Genomic DNA, 19595 nt, shown 5'->3' on the forward strand with positions numbered 1-19595 from the left:
ACCTTGGACGCACCTATACTTATTTTTTTGTATATTGGGAGGATAATAATTTATGAACAAGACTGACCTGATCAACAACATTTCGACTAAAAGCGGCTTGACCAAAAAAGACGTTGAGTCCGTTCTGAACGGCTTCTTGGGCGAAATCACCGAAGCTTTGGCAAGCGGCGACAAAGTGCAGCTGATCGGTTTCGGCACATTCGAAACCCGCAAGCGTTCCGGACGTACCGGCCGCAACCCTCAAACCGGCAAAACCATCGAAATTCCTGAAGCTAACGTTCCTGCATTCAAAGCGGGCAACAAGCTTAAAGAAGCCGTAAAATAAGATGCGCGTCGACAAATTCCTGAAGGTGTCCAGGCTGATCAAACGGCGTACCGTGGCCAAGGATGTCTCGGATCAAGGTCGGGTGCTCATCAACGGCAGGGAAGCCAAGCCCAGCAGCACAGTGAAGATCGGCGACGAAATCACCGTGCAGTTCGGACAGAAGCTGGTCACCGTGAAGGTGGAACGCCTCGCCGAGAGCACCCGCAAGGATGAGGCCGCAAGCCTGTACTCCTTGGTCAAGGAAGAACCGATCGCAAAAGACAACGGTTTGAATTGGTAATCCGAAGCACTTTCATAGTCGTATATAAAAAGGCACCCTCCGGTTTCCGAGCCGGGGGGTGCCTTGCTTTTTGCCAAACCAACGAAACGAAACCGTATGAACGCACCCTTGGTTCTAAACCGCATTCCCCTCCCATAAGCTATTGGTAAGAAGGAGGGGTACATGCCATGATCGAGCCAGCCAAAAACAAACAGCATGAGCTGCATATGCTGAACCGCAAGCAGTTGAATTTGACGGGAGTCCATAACGTGGAGAGCTTCGACAGCGAAGAATTTCTGCTGCACACCGAACTTGGGCACCTGACCATTAAAGGGCAGAATTTACATATCAAAAATTTGAGCCTCGAGGAAGGCCTGCTCTCCATTGAAGGCATGGTCCATTCCCTCATTTACCTGGATCCCGGTTCCCACGGCAAAAATAAGGGAATGCTCGGCAAGCTGTTTAAATGAGTCCGCATATTCAATGGATCACCCTGCTCTGGATGCTTTTTTCGGGAGCAGCGATGGGACTGGCCTATGACAGCTACCGGGTGCTGTCGGGCCAGCTGCATTTTCCGAGATGGACCCTTCATGTTCTGGACCTCCTCTATTGGTGCGGCGCCGCTTTATTCGTGTTCAGAATGCTTTATATAAGCAACTACGGGCAGCTCAGGTTCTATGTGTTTGTCGGACTCTTTTTGGGGGTATGGCTATATTTTTTATTCTTAAGTGTTACAACTCAGCGTTTTGTGGTAATGTTAATAAAGACAGCGCGTTACATCATCGATGTGCTGAAACGGCTTTTCAGGCTGCTGGTATGGGCGCCGATCCGGATGCTGCTGAAGCTGCTGAAGGGACTGGCCGTCATGCTGGGCGCGCTTGCGATGTTCGTTTTTCGCGTCGTGCTGAAGCTGCTGCTGCCGTTCTGGAAGCTGGCGAAATGGATGCTCAGGCCGATCACGTCGCGCCTGCGGATGCCCGTTTGGCTTGACAAGCTCCTGAACCGGCTCATTCTTTTATGGAAAAAATGGTTTCCGAAGAAGGAATAGTGGTAATGACGAACGTATATAGAAATATATGCTAATACGCATGCAAAGGAGGAGCCCATGGGAAAATATGCTGCCAGGGAACAAGCTCGCACGCAAACGGCCAAATCGAAACAGGAAGCAGGGACCGTCCAGAACGCCGGCGCGCGGAGGCGGATATTGATCTGGGCTTCTTTTATGGTCGTGTTTTTGGGATGGGCATGCTTCACCATGATTTCCCAGCAATCGCAAATTGCGGACAAGAGTGCCGATCTTGCGAAGAAAAAGCAGGAACAATTAAGCGTGGAGAAGACCAAGGAGCAGCTGATGACCGATGTCAAAAGGCTGAACGATCCGGAGTACATCGGGCAGCTCGCGCGCAAGAACTTCGGAATGTACAAACCCGGAGAAACGCCCATCCATGCCGAGGAAACAGGCCCGTAATATAGGCGCTGAACTGGGTTATTACTCAGTTGACCTCAGTTTGCGCTTTATGTATAATCAAATCACCACAGCGAAGGTTTGACTCAAATCTTGTTGTATATTTTTAAGGGAGGATCATTTTATTCTATGGCAATCGAAGTGGGCACCAAGTTAGAAGGCAAGGTGACAGGCATAACGCATTTTGGAGCATTTGTGGATCTGTCAGGAGGTGTCACGGGTCTCGTTCACATCTCGGAAATCGCCGATAATTACGTCAAGGATGTCAACGATCACCTGAAAATCAACGATGTTGTTACCGTTAAGGTGATCAATGTCGACAAGGACGGCAAAATCGGGCTTTCCATCAAACAAGCTGTTGATAAGCCGGCCTCGGAAGCTCGTCCTCCAAGAGGAACAAGACCGGAGCGCACCGGCGGCGGAAATGGAGATCGTTTTGGCGGCGGTGGAGGCTTTAATCGTGAACGTGGCGGGCGCCCATTTAAGCCTGCGGCCAGCAAAACTTCGTTTGAGGATAAAATGTCACGTTTCCTGAAGGATAGCGAAGAACGCATTTCTTCGATCAAGAAACATACGGAATCCAAGCGCGGAGGACGCGGCGCAAAACGCATGTAACTAACGGAACGCCTGTTTTGGCGAAATTTTATACATGAGAAACCGCGAATGACGCGGCTTTCATTTCCTTTGCGAAATACCGGGAAAAATAATAAACCGCAGCAGGTTCGAGCCTGCCGCGGTTTTTTTGTCGCTTCCAAAAAAAGTTAACGACAGCATCCAACTGATTTCCGGCTCTGTCTATAGCAATCGATAGCGGAATATTGGCGACGGCTCCGCGGGCCGTCGTCATCCGGGCGGGTTCCGAACGGCCGCAAACGGTTGGGGCGAGGGAAATCGCGGGCCATTCCCGACGTTTCGCGCGGCGTTTCTTTTTGTCGGAAATTTCTTTTCGGCTTGTCCGCTGTTATGACAAACTTTCATGTTCGAGGGCTTTTATAATGGGTACCATCAAATCTAGGAAATGGTGGTGCTTAAGTACATGGAAAAGTTGAACGTGAACATACCCGGTTTCAAAACGCTGCGGAAAGAGGCTTCCCTGGAAGGCAACGGCTTGATGGGCCGCATGCGGAATATGCCTGCGGTGCAGCGTCCGCTTCAGCTGCTGGCAGCCAAAAAGTGGATGATCTTGCTGACGCTGATGGCGTTTTTGCTGGGCAAAGCCATGATTCTGGACGAGCTATCGCCATTTGCAATCGCTTATTTCGCCGTCATTTTGTTCTTGCGCCGCGATTATTTGCTTCCGGTTAGCGTGGCGCTTGTTGCAGGCAGCCTCTTTGCTCCTTTCCCGGCATCGCTAATGATTGCTGCTGAACTGCTGATCTTTTATTTGATCCATCGGGGCCTGAACGCCTTCGACCATGCCGAAGTGTCTTACGCGCCTCTCATGGTGTTCGTTTCTTCGTTCGTCGTCAAATTGTTTGCGATCGTCATGGGCTCGTCTTTCACTTGGTACGCCTTTATGATGAGCTCGCTGGATGCGGTCCTCAGCTTCGTGCTCACCCTCGTATTCATTCAGGCGATTCCGATATTCACATACCGAAAAAAGAATTATCAGCTGCGGTCGGAGGAAATATTGTGCCTCATCATCCTGCTGGCCTCCGTCATGACCGGGGCGGTCGGGTGGACGATGTATTCCTTGTCGGTCGAGCATGTGCTGTCCCGCTATTTGATCCTGGTGTTCGCTTTGGTCGGCGGAGCGCCGCTGGGGGCTTCGGTCGGCGTCGTCACCGGCTTGATCCTGAGCCTGGCCGACATCTCCGCCATTTATCAGATGAGCCTGCTCGCTTTTTCGGGCATGCTTGCCGGCATGCTGCGGGAAGGCAAAAAAGGCGCGGTCATGCTCGGCATGCTGCTCGGCTCGTCCATTTTATCGATTTATTTCAGCGGTCCGGGCGACGTCATGACCTCCACCTGGGAATCCTGCGCGGCGATTGCGCTGTTTTTGCTGACGCCGAGGTCGGTGATTTCGATGATATCGAAATATGTGCCCGGCACGAACGATCACAGCAAGTCCCAGCATGAATATGCGAAAAGGGTCCGCGATCTGACGGCCGAGAGGGTCACCCAATTTTCCCGCGTATTCCGGCAGCTCTCCCAAAGCTTCGGGCAGGTGGCCGGCACGGAGGAGATCAGCAAGCGTTCGGGCGAGGTGGACCATTTCATGAACGCGGTCGCGGAAGGGGTCTGCTCCTCCTGCATCAAGCGAAGCCACTGCTGGGACGCGAAATTTTATCAAACCTATAAATATATGACGGACGTGATGTCCGCCGTGGAAGAGAACCCGGAAATGACCGAACAGCATATTCCGAAGGAATGGATGCGCATGTGCGGCAAAACGGGCGACGTGCTTCAGGAGATGAAGCAGCAGTACGGCCTATACCAGCATGATATGCAGTGGAAACGGCAAATATACGACAGCCGTCAACTCGTTGCCGAGCAATTGTCCGGCGTGTCCCAGGTGATGGAGGATCTCGCGCGCGAAATTCAGCGGGAAGGACAAGCCATGTACCGGCAGGAGGAGCAAATTCGCGAGGCGCTCGAGCAGCTGGGGCTTTCCATTCAGGGCATCGAAATCATCAGCCTGGACTCCGGGCATGTGGAGATCGAAATCGTGCATGCGTTTACGCGCGGTTACGATGAATGCCGCAAAATTATCGCGCCGCTGCTGTCGGACATTTTGGACGAGCACATCGCGGTGCTGCACGAATCGTCGGTGTCGCCCAAAGACGGGCTCGCCACGGTGCTGTTCGGTTCGGCCAAAACGTTCGAGATTACGACGGGAGTGGCCGGGGCGGCCAAAGGCGGGGATTTGCTGTCGGGAGACAGCTTCAGCATGATGGAGCTCGGCAACGGCACGTTTGCGGTCGCGCTCAGCGACGGGATGGGCAACGGCGAACGGGCCAAGCAGGAAAGCAGCACCGCCCTGTCGATTTTGCAGCAGCTTCTGCAAAGCGGAATGGACGAGAAGCTGGCGATCAAATCCGTCAACTCGATTTTGATGCTTCGTTCGCCGGATGAAGTGTACGCGACCGTCGACATGGCCCTCATCGACCAATATTCCGCCGAGACGACCTTCATGAAAATTGCGTCGACGCCAAGCTTTATCAAGCGCGGGCTCGAGGTCATACCGGTATCCGCCAGCAACCTGCCGATCGGCATCATTCAGGATATCGAGGTAGACCTGGTCACTTTAAAATTGCAGGCGGGGGACATCGTCATCATGATGACGGACGGCATTTACGATGCGCCGGGGCATGCGGTGAACAAGGAGCTGTGGATGAAACGGATGATCCAGGAGATCGACAGCGAGGATCCGCAGCAAATCGCGGACATTTTGCTCGAAAAAGTGATCCGGTACCAGCAAAACGTCATTCATGACGACATGACCGTCGTCGTGGGCAAAGTGGAGCATTACCAGCCGGAGTGGGCAACGCTGCACGTGCCGGGGCTTGCGCGGATGGAGCGGCCGCGCACGGTGAGCTAAAGCGTCCGCATTGCCCGGGAAATGGGAAAGGGGGAGTTTTTAGCGTTTGAAATCTCTCAAAAATGGAAATGCTAGAGGCAAATAGAATCCATTTTTGGGAGGAAGATCGATCGTGAAACAGATTCTTTTGATAACGGACGGATGCTCGAATGTAGGAACAAGCCCGGTGCTGGCGGCAGCCCATGCTTTCCAGGAAGGAATTACGGTGAACGTTGCGGGGGTGGTGGATTACGGTACGATTGGCGAGCTTGGAAGCTTGGAGATTGCCGAAATTGCCAAAGCGGGAGGAGGTGTCAGCCGGATCGTAGGCACGAGGCAGCTTGCCCAGACGATGCAGATGATGACTCGCAAAACGGTGGTTCAGACTATTCAGCAAGCGGTGAACAAGGAGCTCAAGCACATTCTGGGGGATGCGACGCTTGAGGATCTGCCGCCGTCGCAGCGCTCGCAGGTCGTTCAGGTGGTCGACGAGATGACGGAAACGACGCCGCTCCAAGTGGCATTATTGATTGATGCCAGCGCCAGCATGAAACCCAAGCTCGGGGCGGTCGAGGATGCCATCCGGGATCTGATGCTGAGCCTTCAGGCGCGCGAAGGAATGAGCGAACTTGCGGTATTCCACTTCCCGGGACGACGGAGCGGCGAGGATGCGGTGATGGACAGCGGCTGGACGAAAGATGCGGGGGCGTTGAGATCCCTTTTCCAGCGCATTCAGATGAGGGGGGCGACCCCGACGGGGCCCGCGATCATGAAGGTGATTGATTTCTTCCGTTATGGTACACTAAATGGACACGATACATGGCGAGAACATGCCGATGAAGGAGAAGGGATGCTCGGTGACTACGTCGTCTAATCCGGCGTATCCGGCCGGAACGGTCATAACGGGGAAATGGCGCAAAAGCCGCTTTATCGTCCGCCGCGTGCTGGGAAAAGGGGCCAATGGGGTCGTTTACCTGGTGCAAAAGGAAGGCTCCCGCGATCCGTATGCCCTCAAAATGGGCTTCGACACGCTGGACCTGCAATCCGAGATCAACGTGCTGATGTCCCTGCAGTCGAAACGCAAAGCGTCGGAATCGCCGAAAGGCGGCCCGCGCATGCCCTATTTGCTCGAAGTGGACGATTTTAAGGGCCCGGACGGGGATATTCCGTTTTACGTCATGCGTTATATCCGGGGGACCTCTTTGCATCATTTCATCCGCAAACGCGGTCACGAGTGGATCGGCCTAACCGGGCTCCGCCTGCTCGAAAAGCTCAACGGGCTGCACCGCTTCGGCTTCATTTTCGGGGATTTAAAGCCGGAGAACGTCATGGTGTCCGATGTCGGCCGCGTGGAACTGATCGATTACGGCGGCGTAAGCTCCATCGGAAGGAGCGTCAAGCAGTTCACGGAGTGGTACGACCGGGGATACTGGAATGCCGGCTCGCGGACGAGCGACGAGGGTTACGACTTGTTTGCCTTTGCGGTGTTGGTGATTCAGATGTTGAACGAAGAGGAGCTCAAAGCCGCAGCCACCCGGCATTTGCCGCAAACCCGAAGCGCGGCTCAGCTGTTGTCGATCGTGCAGCGGAGCCCGAAGCTGAAAGTGTACGCCGAATGGCTGGGACGGGCGATCCGGGGGGAATTCTCCGGTTCGCGCGAAGCGCTGAAGCTGTGGAAGGAGACGATATATGCGCCCGCCTTTGCGGGCAAGTTGCCGGGTAAGACCCCGCGCTGGCTGATCAATGCATTCGCTCTATCCTTAATGGTGGCGTGTTTGGCCTGTTTATGGGCATTTTTGTCCTGAGGCTTTTTTTACATAAGGCTTGCTGTAGAAAAGGGGATTCGGAATGGAAAGCAGGACCGATTTGAATACGTTGACGGAACATGTTCTCCGTACGGCCGGCGAGCATGGATTATGGCAGCCCCATGACACGATCATAGTCGCAGTATCCGGCGGGCCGGACTCTGTGGCTCTTTTGCATGTCCTGCACCGAATTTCGAAGCTGCATGTCCCGCTTAATCTGATTTGCGCGCATGTCCATCACGGGCTCCGGGCCGAATCCGACGACGAAGAGAAGCTTGTCCGCCGATTGGCCGAAGGCTTGGGCGTCCCGTTCGAGCTGGCGAGAATCGATGTTCCTTCTTATATGGAAGAAAGCGGGAAGGGATTCGAAGAGGCGGCGCGCGAAAAAAGGTATGCCTTTTTGCATGAAACCGCCGTCCGCCGGGGCGCGGCATCCATTGCGCTGGCGCATCACGCCGACGACCAGGCCGAGACGGTGCTGCTGCATCTGCTCCGGGGGAGCGGGCTTGCGGGGCTCAAAGGCATGAAAATAAAAAGAAGCGAAAAAAATGTGGAACTCATCCGTCCTTTTTTGCGTATATACAAAACGGACCTCGTCAGCGTATGTAAGCAGCAAGGTTACGAGTACGCGGTCGACAGCTCCAACTTCTCCACCAAGTACCGGCGAAATGCGATCCGGCTGGATGTGCTGCCGTTTTTGGGGCAATATAATGGTCAGATCAGGCAATCGCTGGTTCAGCTTGCCGAGATCGCGGGCGGGGAAGACGATTTCATGGAGCGGGCTGCCGGTCGTGCATATCGCGAGACGGTGCAGCATAAGAATGGAAGGCTCTATTTTGAAGCGCCTTCCTTTTTGGCCTTACATGTCGCTTTACAACGAAGGTTGATTAAACTAATATTAAATTATCTGTCGGCAGGCTCCGAAATCACTGATTTCCACAAAATCGAATGGATTCGCCAAACCATGATTCAGAATAAAAGCACGACCTGGAGCCTTGACATTGGAGGAGGCTTGGCCTGCATACGCGAATACGATAAGATATGGTTTATGCACAAGCCGCAAGAGCAGTCCAAGAGCTATACATACGAGCTTCAAGCTGCTGTTCCGGAACTTTTTATTCCTGAAATTGGCAAGAGGATGACGATGAAGGCGCAGTCGCCGGATGACCCTTTTTTTCAGGCCAAGGGCGAGGCTTGCGCCGAAGCAGTGTTCGATGCCGACCAATTGAAGTTTCCATTAACACTCCGCTCAAGACTGCCTGGAGATACCATGAAGGTCATGGGATTAAACGGAAGCAAAAAGGTAAAAGATATTTTCATTGACGCGAAGATACCTCCATCCGCTCGCTCCCGCATTCCTGTGTTAGTCGATGGTTCAGGCAACATCATCTGGATACCGGGAGTCCGGCGGTCCGCGCATGCCGCGGTCGGGGCACGAACGATATCCGTTCTTCATATGTGTCTGGAGGATGCAGAGGCAGTGGAGCAACTGTAATGGTCATAGTAAGACTTTCATAGTATAAACGTAGGAGGTTCGCTCAGTTGCAAAACGATATTCAAGAAGTTCTGATCACCGAAGAGGAAATCCAGAAGAAAATCAAGGAACTTGGAGCACAGCTCAGCAAGGTTTATGAAGGACGCAATCCTTTGGTCATTTGCGTACTCAAAGGCGCGTTTATTTTCATGGCCGATTTGGTTAAAAATATGACAGTACCTCTCGAGCTCGATTTCATGGCCGTGTCCAGTTACGGCGTGTCCACGAAATCGTCGGGAGTCGTCAAAATCATCAAAGATTTGGATGTGCCGGTTGAAGGACGCGACGTCCTGATCGTCGAAGATATTATCGACAGCGGTCTCACGCTCAGCCATCTGATCGAGCTTCTGAAGAGCCGCAACGCCAAGTCGACGTGCGTCGTCACGTTGTTTGACAAACCGGCTCGCCGTACCGTTGATCTGGAAGCAGATTATACAGGCTTCTCCTTGCCAGACGCCTTTGTTGTCGGATACGGTTTGGATTACGCCGAACGTTACCGGAACCTGCCCTACATCGGGATCTTGAAACCGGAAGTTTATTCCCACTAATGGTGATACTCCAGCCCATGGACGTTTTGCTGACGGTTCATGCTAATACCACCTCTGTTGAGATGGTCAGACAGGCTATGGTAAAATAATTAAAGTGTTTTGAGAGGAGGTAGGGGATGAATCGGTTCATCCGGAATTCTGGTTTTTATTTGATTCTTTTTTTAGTTGTGGTGGGCATTGTCCAGTTCGTAAGCAGCAGCGGTGAATCTGCTCACAATCCTAGATACGATGAATTTCGGCAAGAGATTAAGGCTGGCAATGTGAAGGATATCACGGTTCAATTTGACGGTTACGCCTATCTCGTAACCGGTAAATATAATCAAAAACCGGAAGGGGCTAAATCCGACAGCTTCTCAACCTACATTCCGGCTACGGATGCCGCGATCCAAGAGCTGGTGGACGCCAGCGACAAGACCGGCATGAGCTATACCCAGAAGAAAATGGAAGGCGAAAGCATTTGGCTGACGCTGCTCTCCTCCATGATTCCTTTGGTTATCATGTTCATTCTTTTCTTCTTCCTGTTCAATCAGGCACAGGGCGGCGGCGGCAAAGTGATGAACTTCGGCAAAAGCCGTGCGCGCTTATATAATGAAGAGAAGAAGAGGGTCACATTCGAAGATGTGGCCGGGGCCGATGAAGAGAAACAGGAACTTGTCGAAGTCGTGGAATTCCTTAAGGATCCGCGGAAATTTGCCGCAGTCGGCGCCCGCATTCCGAAAGGGGTGCTGCTCGTAGGCCCTCCGGGTACGGGTAAAACGCTCCTCGCCCGCGCGGTAGCCGGGGAAGCCGGCGTTCCGTTCTTCAGCATTTCCGGTTCCGACTTCGTGGAAATGTTCGTAGGTGTCGGTGCATCCCGCGTTCGCGATTTGTTCGAGAACGCCAAGAAAAATGCGCCATGTATTATATTTATCGACGAAATCGATGCGGTTGGCCGTCAGCGCGGCGCCGGTCTTGGCGGCGGCCATGACGAGCGCGAACAAACGCTGAACCAATTGCTCGTAGAGATGGACGGTTTCGGCGGCAACGAAGGCATCATCATCGTTGCGGCGACCAACCGTGCGGATATTCTCGACCCGGCGCTCTTGCGTCCGGGACGTTTTGACCGTCAAATCACGGTCGACCGTCCGGACGTGAAGGGCCGCGAAGCGGTGCTGAAAGTCCATGCACGCAATAAGCCGCTCACAAAAGACGTTAAGCTTGACGTGGTAGCGAAACGCACGACCGGCTTTACCGGCGCCGAGCTGGAAAACCTGATGAACGAGGCTGCCCTGCTTGCGGCACGCCGCAACCGGAAGGATATTTCCATGCGCGAGGTCGACGAAGCGATCGACCGCGTCATTGTCGGTACGGAAAAACGCAGCCGCGTGATCAGCGAACGCGAGAAGCGGATCGTCGCTTATCACGAAGCGGGCCATACCATTGTCGGCTACTTCCTGGAAAACGCCGATATGGTGCATAAAGTAACGATCATTCCTCGCGGCCGTGCCGGCGGATACGTCATCATGATGCCGAAGGAAGACCGCATGCTCGTCACGAAGCAGGAATTGCTGGATAAAGTGACAGGCCTTCTCGGCGGCCGCGTATCCGAGGAACTCTTTATCGGGGAAATCGGAACGGGCGCTTACAGCGACTTCCAGCAGGCGACAAACATCGTCCGCAGCATGATCATGGAATACGGCATGAGCGAGAAGCTTGGACCGCTGCAATTCGGTTCGTCCCAAGGCCAAGTATTCCTTGGCCGCGATCTTGGACACGAGCAAAATTACAGTGATTCCATCGCTTATGAAATCGATCAGGAAATGCAGCGCATGACCAACGAATGTTATCAGCGTTGTAAAGATTTGTTGACCAAACACGCCAAAGAGGTTCATCTCATCGCGAATACGCTGCTTGAGAAAGAAACCCTTGAGCTGGAGCAAATCAAAGAGCTGATCGAACAAGGATACCTGTCGGAAGACGGACCGCGCGACGGCGAAAACGGAGGCTCCTCCGAAAGCGGCGCGCCCGTAATCGACGAGATCGGCGACGTTCGCGTCCGCATTCAAGGCAAAGAGGACAATGCCGACTTGCCGACGAATGAGATTCCGAACGATGCTCCGAAGAGCTCTTCGGACATTCCGAACGATCCGACGAACCCGCCGGCAGACGATCCGAATAACGGAGGCACGCCTCCAGGTACGAAAGCGTAAACCCAGCAGGACATACAAAACCCGGAAGACGACGGCAATCGTCTTCCGGGTTTTTTTGTTTTTGGCAGCTTTACCCCAATGAATACGGAACCGTCGATCACAGCGCATGTTCTGAGCATGAGGTTGTTTTAATTTTGCATGAAGGAGTCTGAGCCAAGCATCATGAAAAATTTTTATTTTTATCATCAAGCCTTTTTGTTGTGAAAGGATGCACGAAACATGCGCCCTATAAGGATTTTTTGGCACGATGGACCTGTTTATGCCGAACTTCCCGCCCAATTGACAGCCCGTGAAACCTTGTGTACATTAGTTGGTAACTGAAAAACCTCGAGGCTTAGACACCTAACTTTGAGAGAATTTTCACAATATTATGGATCATGCGATGACTTTATTAAAGGAGTGGGTTTCTGGTGGAAGCTCTGGCGCTGCAGCATAAAGAGGAGCAAAAACGGGAATTGACCGAGAAGCTGATGCAGCTCAAAAAAGAAAGAAACGCAATTATTTTGGCTCACTATTATCAACGGGACGAAATTCAGGAAGTTGCCGATTTCCGCGGCGATTCCTTTTTGCTTGCCCAGAAAGCCGCGCAAACGGATGCGGAGACGATCGTTTTTTGCGGCGTGCATTTCATGGGGGAAAGCGCCAAAATTTTGGCTCCGAACAAGACGGTTTTGATTCCGGACGAACGCGCAGGCTGCCCGATGGCCGACATGGTGAACGTGGATGGGCTCCGCAAGCTGAAAGCCCAACACCCGAACGCCAAAGTCGTTACATATATCAACTCCTCCGCCGACGTGAAAGCGGAAACGGACATTTGCTGCACGTCCTCCAATGCGGTGAAGGTGATCCAATCGCTGGATTGCGACGAGATCATCTGGGTGCCGGACAAAAACCTCGGCCATTACGTACAGCAGCATACCGACAAAAAAATGATCATTTGGGAAGGTTACTGCAATACGCATGACATGCTGACCGTAAAAGACGTTGTGGAAATGAAAGCCAAACATCCGAACGCCCAGTTCGTCGTGCATCCGGAATGCCGTCCTGAAGTGGTTGCGATGGGAGATTTCGTAGGCAGCACGACGGCGATCATCGATTACTGCAAAAAGTCGGATTGCCAGGAGTTTATCGTCGGAACCGAAGACGGCACGGGCTACCAGCTTCGCATGGACAGTCCGCACAAGACCTTCCATTTTGCGACCAAATATTTGGTATGTCCGAACATGAAGGTAAACAATCTTAAAAAATTGGTGAAGTGCCTGGAAACGATGAAGCCGCAAATTTACGTACCGCCGGCCGTCGCAGACAAGGCCCGGATTTCTTTAGAGCGCATGTTACAAGTACAGTAGCATGCGCTACTCTTTCTCTTAAGACAGGTGAATAATGCAATGATTCCTCAGTATTTGGTTGATTTTGACCTGCAGTCCTTGCCTAGCGTGGAAACCGACGTCATCGTGGTCGGCTCCGGCATTGCGGGCTTGTATACGGCCATTGAGGCGGGGAAAGACCTGAACGTGCTTATGATTACGAAAAACGCCCTTCTGGAGAGCAATACCCGCTATGCGCAAGGCGGCATCGCCGCCGTGACTTCGGAAGACGACTCTCCTGCATACCATCGTGAGGATACGCTGATGGCAGGCGCGGGGTTATGCTCGTCGGCCGCGGTCGATATTCTCGTGAATGAGGGGCCTGAAGGCGTCAAAGAGCTGATCCGGCTGGGTACGGCCTTCGACGAAATCGACGGGGAGCTTGCGTTGACGCAGGAGGGCGCCCACAGCCGCCGCCGGATTTTGCATGCCAACGGCGACGCGACGGGTTTTGAGATCGTTAGGGCGCTGGCGGCGCAGGTACGGGGCCATGAACGCGTTAAAGTGTGGGAGCATCATTTTGTGATCGACGTCATAACGACCGGAAACGAATGCGTTGGGGCGCTCGTACAGCGTCCCGACGGCCAGAGAGTGTATGTCAAGGCGACGGCTACCATTCTGTGCACGGGTGGGGCCGGACAGCTTTATCGCTATACGACGAATCCGGAGGTGGCTACCGCGGACGGAATTGCCATCGCTTACCGGGCGGGCGCGCAAATCCGCGACATGGAATTCCTCCAGTTTCATCCGACCGCGCTTTGTTACCCCGGTGCCCCGCGTTTCCTTATTTCCGAGGCGGTGCGGGGGGAAGGGGCCGTGCTGCGCAACATCAAGGGCGAACGTTTCATGGGAAAATACCACGAGCTGCTTGAGCTGGCGCCACGGGACATCGTGGCCCGGGCCATCCTCAGCGAGATGGAGGAAACGAAGGCGACCTTCGTGTATTTGGATATTACGCACGAACCGCAGGACTTTATCAGGCGCCGTTTTCCGACCATTTACGAAACCTGCATGAACTATGGCCTGGATATGGCAACGGATTGGATTCCCGTCGCTCCGGCTGCGCATTATATGATGGGCGGCGTCAAAACGGACCTGAACGGGGAAAGCAGCGTAGCCAGGTTGTTCGCCTGCGGGGAAGTCTCTTCGACCGGCGTGCATGGGGCCAATCGATTGGCAAGCAACTCGCTCTCCGAAGCGATCGTGTTCGGCAGACGGATCGTAAACCGGATTCGCGCTTTGGCCCCCGTGGTCGGTTCAATCGACTTGTCCCATCAGCTGGAGGGCCGGACCGGCGCTCCCAAGCAGGCCATCATCGAACGGCGGCTCAAGCTGCAGAAGGTGATGGTGCGGTATGCCGGACTGCGGCGCACCGGAACGATGCTCCGCAAAGGGATGGAGGAGCTGCAGCGGCAGCTGCCGATTTTCCAGTCGGAGCTCACGAAGAAAGAGGAGTTCGAATTCGCCAACATGCTGACCAGCAGCATGCTGGTAACCCGGGCCGCCCTCGAGCGAACGGAAAGCCGGGGCGCCCATTACAGGGAAGATTACCCTCAAAGAGACGACGCCGTGTGGCGCAAACATCTGCTGCAGCGGCGCGAAGATGAAATGATGGAGGAATTCAGCGATGATGTTTAACGGATATAACGAAGGTTTGGTGGAATCCATCCGTTTATGGTTGAAGGAGGACGTCGGATCCGGCGATGTGACGACGATGGCCACCATTCCCCTGGGCCACGAGTCCAAGGGCATCATTCATGCCAAGGAGGACGGCGTCGTGGCCGGGATTCCGGTTGCGGAGCTGGTGTTTCAAGTGGTGGATCCCGGACTGTCGTTTACGCCTTGCGTAAAGGACGGAGACCGTGTTACGAAGGGGACCGTGCTGGCTGTCGTCGAAGGAAGCACGCACCATATTTTGACGGGGGAACGGCTTGCGCTGAATCTTTTGCAGCGCCTCTCCGGCATTGCAACCCGGACCCGCATGTTCGTGGATAAGCTTGAAGGTTTGCCTGCCCGGCTCGTCGACACGCGCAAAACGACGCCGGGTCACCGCATGCTGGAGAAATATGCCGTGCGGGTCGGGGGCGGCGCCAATCACCGTTTTGGGCTGTATGACGCCGTCATGATTAAGGACAACCATATTAAAGGAGCGGGCGGAATTCGCCTGGCGGTTGAACGGGCACGCGCCCATATTCCTCACACAATGACCATTGAGGTGGAAACGGAGTCGCTGGATCAGGTGGAGGAGGCTTTGGAGGCCGGGGCGGACATCATCATGCTGGACAACATGGACAAAGCGATGATGAGAGAGGCGGTAAGACGGATCAAAACGAAGGCGCCGCATGTCCGCGTCGAGGCTTCCGGCAACGTTTCGCTGCAAACGGTCAAAGAAATTGCCGAGTGCGGGGTTGACGTCATATCCGTGGGGCGGTTAACCTATTCTTTTGAGAGTCTTGACATCAGTCTGGATCTCAATGCTGTAAAATAAAGGAGGGATCGTCCCCATGATCCTTGTCATCGACATCGGGAATACCAACATTGTACTGGGCATCTATAGAGGGCGAGAGCTTCTTCACCACTTTCGTCTGAGCACCATCCGTCAATCGACATCGGATGAATACGGCGTATGGTTTCACAATTTGTTCCATATGTCAGGGATTAACGTTTCGGACATTGAGGGCGTCATCATGTCCTCCGTCGTTCCGCCGATGGTTCATGTGATCGACCAGACATGCCGTAAATATATTCGCAAACACCCGCTTATGGTCGGACCGGGCATTAAAACAGGCTTGAATTTGCGCAACGAAAACCCGCGCGAGGTCGGCGCGGACCGGATCGTGAATGCGGTGGCCGCGGTCGAGCTGTACAAAGGGCCGCTGGTCGTGGTCGACTTTGGGACGGCAACGACGTTTGACTGCGTCGACGAAAAAGGGGATTATCTCGGAGGCGCCATCGTGCCGGGCATCGGCATTTCGACGGAGGCTTTGGTTGAACGGGCGTCCAAGCTTCCGCGCATCGAGCTCGAAAAGCCGAAAAAGGTGATCGGCCGCAACACGGTGCATGCCATGCAGGCCGGGATCATTTACGGGTATGCCGGTCAGGTGGACGGAATCGTCGAGCGAATGAAGGAGGAAATGCGTTCCCCTTCGCTGAAGGTGGTAGCCACCGGCGGGCTGGCGGAGCTGATAGCCAGCGAATCGGAAGCAATCGATGAGGTCAACCCGATGCTGACGCTCGAAGGGCTGCGGATTATATATGAGCGCAACAAGTAGCAAACGTCCGGTTTGAACCTGATCTTCGTTTTTGGGGAACGATAAACGAAGGGAATGCCGTTTTGTGCCCTCATCAGGGGTGTCAGCGAACATATCCTAAATGAAAGCGGACTACAATATCTTCAAATTCAAAGCAAGGAGTCTAAGATGGACATGGAAAATAAACAAGACGGCCTCATTCGGGGCACCGCCATGGGCGGGCGCGTCCGGGCTTTCGCCGTAAGGACGACGGCGCTCGTCGAGGAATTGCGGCGAAGACATGATACGTGGCCTACGGCTACGGCCGCCATGGGGCGGACGCTGACGGCAGGCGCCATGATGGGGGCCATGCTCAAAGGCGAGGAGAAATTGACGATTCAGGTAAAAGGCGACGGCCCGATCGGCCAAATCGTCGTCGATGCCAACGCAAAAGGCGAAGTTAGAGGTTATGTGGACGAACCGCATACCCATTTGCCGAGCAACAGCCAGGGCAAGCTGGACGTCGCAGGCGCGGTCGGCCAGGGCTTTTTGCACGTGACCAAGGACTTGGGCCTGAAGGAGCCGTACCGCGGCAGCGTTCCGATCATTTCCGGGGAGCTGGGCGAAGATTTCACGTACTATTTTGCCGCCTCCGAACAGACGCCATCGGCAGTAGGGCTGGGCGTCCTGGTAGCACCCGACAATTCCGTCATCGTGGCCGGCGGTTTTATCGTGCAGCTGCTGCCTGGACTCAGCGATGAGGAAATCACCGTGATCGAGCGGGCCGTCGGAGCCATGCCGCCGGTGACGTCGCTGTTGGATCAGGGGCTGGAACTGGATGAAATGCTGCGGTGGCTTTTGCCTGACGTGGAAGTCCTTGAGCATATGGATATCCGTTTCCAGTGCAAATGCTCGCGGGAACGGGTGGAACAGACGCTGGTTAGCCTCGGGAAGGATGAGCTGGAACAGCTGATCAAGGAAGACGGCCATGCCGAAGTGGTGTGCCACTTCTGCAACGAAGCTTACAGCTTTAACAAAGAAGAATTGCAGCAGATTCTGGACAGAGCAATTCGTTAAAGGCACGGGATGACAGGATGATGACCAGACAAGAAAAGGCGTTATGGGCCGCAGTCATCATTTTGGCAGCGGGCGTGTTGTTTATGGGGAGCCTCATCGTCATAAGGGGGCTAAAGCCCGCCGGGACCGTGCATGAACCGGACGAAGAGCAGGGCGGCCGGAAAGCCGTCGCTGCTTTCGACGGTCAGATCATCACGGAGGACGAGTGGGTCGAAGAGTTGAAGCGGACGCATGGGAAGGACATGCTTTTGCAGATGCTCAACCAGAAGGCGGTGGATGCCGAAGCCAAAGCGCTGCAAATCCGGGTAACGCCGGAGGAAATCGCGGAGAAGGTCAAAGCCGATGCCGCCGGATACGAGTCGGAGGAAGCTTATTTTCAATCGATGTACGCCCAATTGGGCCTCTCCCCCGCGGATATTCGGGCGGAAGCAGCTTACCAATTGACCCTCGAAAAAATCGCCACCCTTCATATCGATATTAGCGATGCGGACGTGGACAGGTATTTGGAGGAGCATCAAGAGGAATTCGAGCCGAAAAAGCAATACGAGCTGGCGTGGATCAAGCTCAAAAGCCGTAAAGCCGCCAATGAGGCGCTGGACCGCCTTGAACGGGGAGAAGATTTCGGCAAACTGGCCGAAGAGCTGTCCCTCGACGAATATACCCGCCTGCAAGGCGGCCGCCTCGGTTGGATCGAAGAAGACGACCCGTTCGTTCCGGCGGAGCTGCTCGACGCGGCCAAGGAGCTGCAAACGGGGGACATTGCGGGTCCGATCCGGCTTCAGGACGACGGATACGCGGTGATGGAGGTCATCGATATCCAAGAAACGGAGAAACCAAGCAGCGAGGACATCCGGGAGGGCATCCGCAAACAGCTTGCTTTGAACGAAGCCGTCCCGTTAACGGAGCTTGAGGCGCAGCTTCGGGATAAATACGGCGCTAAAATCATAGCCGAAACCCCGCCCGGGCAGGGGGCGAGATAATGCCTTTTAGAAACCTTTGCCGAGTGGATCTGCGGATCCATGAAGCGAGGGTTGTTTTTTTGGAGACAGGCCGGGGGGCCTTAGGCCGGATGCGGAAATGAAGCGCTGCTCAAGCAGGGTTCGTATTGACATTCGGAGGGAAGGTTGTTAAGATAAAGGTACTAAATACCTACTTATTTACTCGGATATAAAATCGGTTTTTACAGCCAGACGCACGAACTGAATCCGCATACATCTTAAAACGAATTTTACCGTTCAAAAGGGAGGATTTTTACTATGGCTAAAGTCGTGAATAATGTTACTGAATTGATCGGCAGCACCCCGCTTGTTCGTTTGAACCGTCTGGTTCCGGAAGACAGCGCGGAAATTTACCTCAAACTCGAATACCAAAACCCGGGAGCAAGCGTTAAAGACCGGATCGCCATCAGCATCGTGGAGGAAGCCGAAAAAGACGGCACGCTGAAACCCGGCGGCACGATCGTGGAAGCAACAAGCGGCAACACCGGGATCGGCCTGGCGATGGTCGCTGCGGCGAAAGGATACAAAGCGGTGATCGTCATGCCGGAAACGATGAGCTTGGAGCGCCGCAACCTGCTTCGCGCCTATGGTGCTGAGCTGGTGCTGACTCCGGGAGCGGAGGGCATGAACGGAGCCGTTAAAAAGGCCGAGGAAATCGTAAGGGAGAACCCGGGTTATTTCATGGCTGAGCAGTTCAAAAATCCGGCCAACGTAAAAATCCACCGCGAGACGACGGGTCCGGAAATCGTTGAAGCGATCGAGTCCATCGGCGGCACGCTGGATGCGTTCGTAGCGGGCATCGGTACGGGCGGCACGATCTCCGGCGCGGGCGAAGTGCTGAAAAACCGTTTCCCTGATATCAAAATCGTTGCGGTCGAACCAGCGGCTTCCCCGATTTTGGCCGGCGGCAAGCCGGGTCCTCACAAGATCCAGGGCCTTGGCGCGAACTTCATTCCCGACATTTTGAACCGCGAAATCTATGACGAAATCATTCATGTCGAGAACGAAGAAGCTTTTGAAACGGCGCGCCGCGTAGCGAAAGAAGAAGGCGTCCTTGCCGGCATTTCTTCCGGCGCAGCGGTATATGCCGCGCTCAAGGTGGCCAAGGAACTCGGAAAAGGAAAACGCGTCGTCGCGATCATCCCGAGCAACGGCGAACGTTATCTCAGCACGCCGCTCTATAACTTCGAAGGTTAATTCGAACATTATTAGCCCTGCTTCCGTTTTTACGGCGGCAGGGTTTTTTTGGGGAATACGGGCGTTTTCGGCAAAAAACCT

General features: G+C 54.2%; 19 protein-coding genes. All 19 read left to right on the forward strand.

What is annotated here, in order from left to right; all coding sequences use genetic code 11:
• The first annotated feature begins 52 nt into the window (after positions 1-52).
• The 19 genes from NYE48_RS00230 (at position 53) to cysK (ending at position 19514) form a co-directional block, all read left to right on the forward strand.
• Positions 53-325 (forward strand): HU family DNA-binding protein, encoded by a 273-nt coding sequence (locus NYE48_RS00230; protein WP_036712746.1) that lies wholly within the window; start codon positions 53-55, stop codon positions 323-325.
• Position 326: 1 nt separating this feature from the next.
• Positions 327-605 (forward strand): RNA-binding S4 domain-containing protein, encoded by a 279-nt coding sequence (locus tag NYE48_RS00235; protein ID WP_036712748.1) that lies wholly within the window; start codon positions 327-329, stop codon positions 603-605.
• A 167-nt stretch (positions 606-772) separates the two neighbouring features.
• Positions 773-1054, forward strand: a complete 282-nt coding sequence (gene yabP / locus NYE48_RS00240) for a sporulation protein YabP (protein ID WP_036712753.1) — start codon at positions 773-775, stop codon at positions 1052-1054.
• Positions 1051-1632, forward strand: a complete 582-nt coding sequence (gene yabQ, locus NYE48_RS00245) for a spore cortex biosynthesis protein YabQ (RefSeq protein ID WP_212952154.1) — start codon at positions 1051-1053, stop codon at positions 1630-1632. Before yabP ends, yabQ begins: the two co-directional genes overlap by 4 nt.
• A gap of 57 nt (positions 1633-1689) precedes the next feature.
• Positions 1690-2052, forward strand: coding sequence for an FtsB family cell division protein (locus tag NYE48_RS00250; protein ID WP_036712756.1), 363 nt, complete (start codon positions 1690-1692; stop codon positions 2050-2052).
• Positions 2053-2178: 126 nt separating this feature from the next.
• Positions 2179-2664 carry a S1 domain-containing RNA-binding protein gene (locus tag NYE48_RS00255; RefSeq protein WP_340996152.1) on the forward strand — a complete coding sequence of 162 codons (486 nt, stop codon included), beginning with the start codon at positions 2179-2181 and terminating at the stop codon, positions 2662-2664.
• Between the two features lie 496 nt (positions 2665-3160).
• The gene (gene spoIIE / locus NYE48_RS00260) at positions 3161-5590 is read left to right on the forward strand and encodes a stage II sporulation protein E (protein WP_373316251.1); all 2430 of its coding nucleotides are present in this window, start codon (positions 3161-3163) and stop codon (positions 5588-5590) included.
• A gap of 112 nt (positions 5591-5702) precedes the next feature.
• Entirely contained in the window at positions 5703-6443 is a 741-nt protein-coding gene (locus NYE48_RS00265; RefSeq protein ID WP_212952156.1) for a vWA domain-containing protein, read from the forward strand.
• Positions 6427-7374, forward strand: a complete 948-nt coding sequence (locus NYE48_RS00270; RefSeq protein ID WP_340996158.1) for a serine/threonine protein kinase — start codon at positions 6427-6429, stop codon at positions 7372-7374. Before NYE48_RS00265 ends, NYE48_RS00270 begins: the two co-directional genes overlap by 17 nt.
• Before the next feature lie 43 nt (positions 7375-7417).
• Positions 7418-8869 carry a tRNA lysidine(34) synthetase TilS gene (gene tilS / locus NYE48_RS00275; RefSeq protein WP_340996160.1) on the forward strand — a complete coding sequence of 484 codons (1452 nt, stop codon included), beginning with the start codon at positions 7418-7420 and terminating at the stop codon, positions 8867-8869.
• Between the two features lie 47 nt (positions 8870-8916).
• Positions 8917-9456, forward strand: coding sequence for a hypoxanthine phosphoribosyltransferase (gene hpt / locus NYE48_RS00280; protein WP_212952158.1), 540 nt, complete (start codon positions 8917-8919; stop codon positions 9454-9456).
• A gap of 116 nt (positions 9457-9572) precedes the next feature.
• Complete coding sequence (gene ftsH, locus NYE48_RS00285; protein WP_212952159.1) at positions 9573-11645, forward strand: ATP-dependent zinc metalloprotease FtsH; 2073 nt, start codon at positions 9573-9575, stop codon at positions 11643-11645.
• A gap of 410 nt (positions 11646-12055) precedes the next feature.
• Positions 12056-12994, forward strand: coding sequence for a quinolinate synthase NadA (nadA, locus tag NYE48_RS00290; RefSeq protein WP_212952160.1), 939 nt, complete (start codon positions 12056-12058; stop codon positions 12992-12994).
• Positions 12995-13033: 39 nt separating this feature from the next.
• The gene (gene nadB, locus NYE48_RS00295) at positions 13034-14650 is read left to right on the forward strand and encodes an L-aspartate oxidase (protein WP_212952161.1); all 1617 of its coding nucleotides are present in this window, start codon (positions 13034-13036) and stop codon (positions 14648-14650) included.
• Positions 14640-15500: a carboxylating nicotinate-nucleotide diphosphorylase gene (gene nadC / locus NYE48_RS00300; RefSeq protein WP_340996164.1), complete on the forward strand. Its 861-nt coding sequence runs from the start codon at positions 14640-14642 to the stop codon at positions 15498-15500. Before nadB ends, nadC begins: the two co-directional genes overlap by 11 nt.
• A gap of 16 nt (positions 15501-15516) precedes the next feature.
• On the forward strand, positions 15517-16284 hold the full coding sequence (locus NYE48_RS00305) for a type III pantothenate kinase (RefSeq protein WP_212952163.1): 768 nt from the start codon (positions 15517-15519) through the stop codon (positions 16282-16284).
• A 153-nt stretch (positions 16285-16437) separates the two neighbouring features.
• Positions 16438-17319 carry an Hsp33 family molecular chaperone HslO gene (gene hslO / locus NYE48_RS00310; protein ID WP_036712801.1) on the forward strand — a complete coding sequence of 294 codons (882 nt, stop codon included), beginning with the start codon at positions 16438-16440 and terminating at the stop codon, positions 17317-17319.
• Positions 17320-17336: 17 nt separating this feature from the next.
• Complete coding sequence (locus NYE48_RS00315) at positions 17337-18299, forward strand: peptidyl-prolyl cis-trans isomerase (RefSeq protein ID WP_340996166.1); 963 nt, start codon at positions 17337-17339, stop codon at positions 18297-18299.
• A gap of 276 nt (positions 18300-18575) precedes the next feature.
• Entirely contained in the window at positions 18576-19514 is a 939-nt protein-coding gene (gene cysK / locus NYE48_RS00320; RefSeq protein ID WP_036712783.1) for a cysteine synthase A, read from the forward strand.
• Positions 19515-19595: the final 81 nt, after the last annotated feature.

It is taken from the genome of Paenibacillus sp. FSL M7-1455 (genome assembly GCF_038004655.1).
In the GTDB taxonomy this organism is placed as follows: Bacteria; Bacillota; Bacilli; order Paenibacillales; family Paenibacillaceae; genus Paenibacillus_AQ; species Paenibacillus_AQ cookii.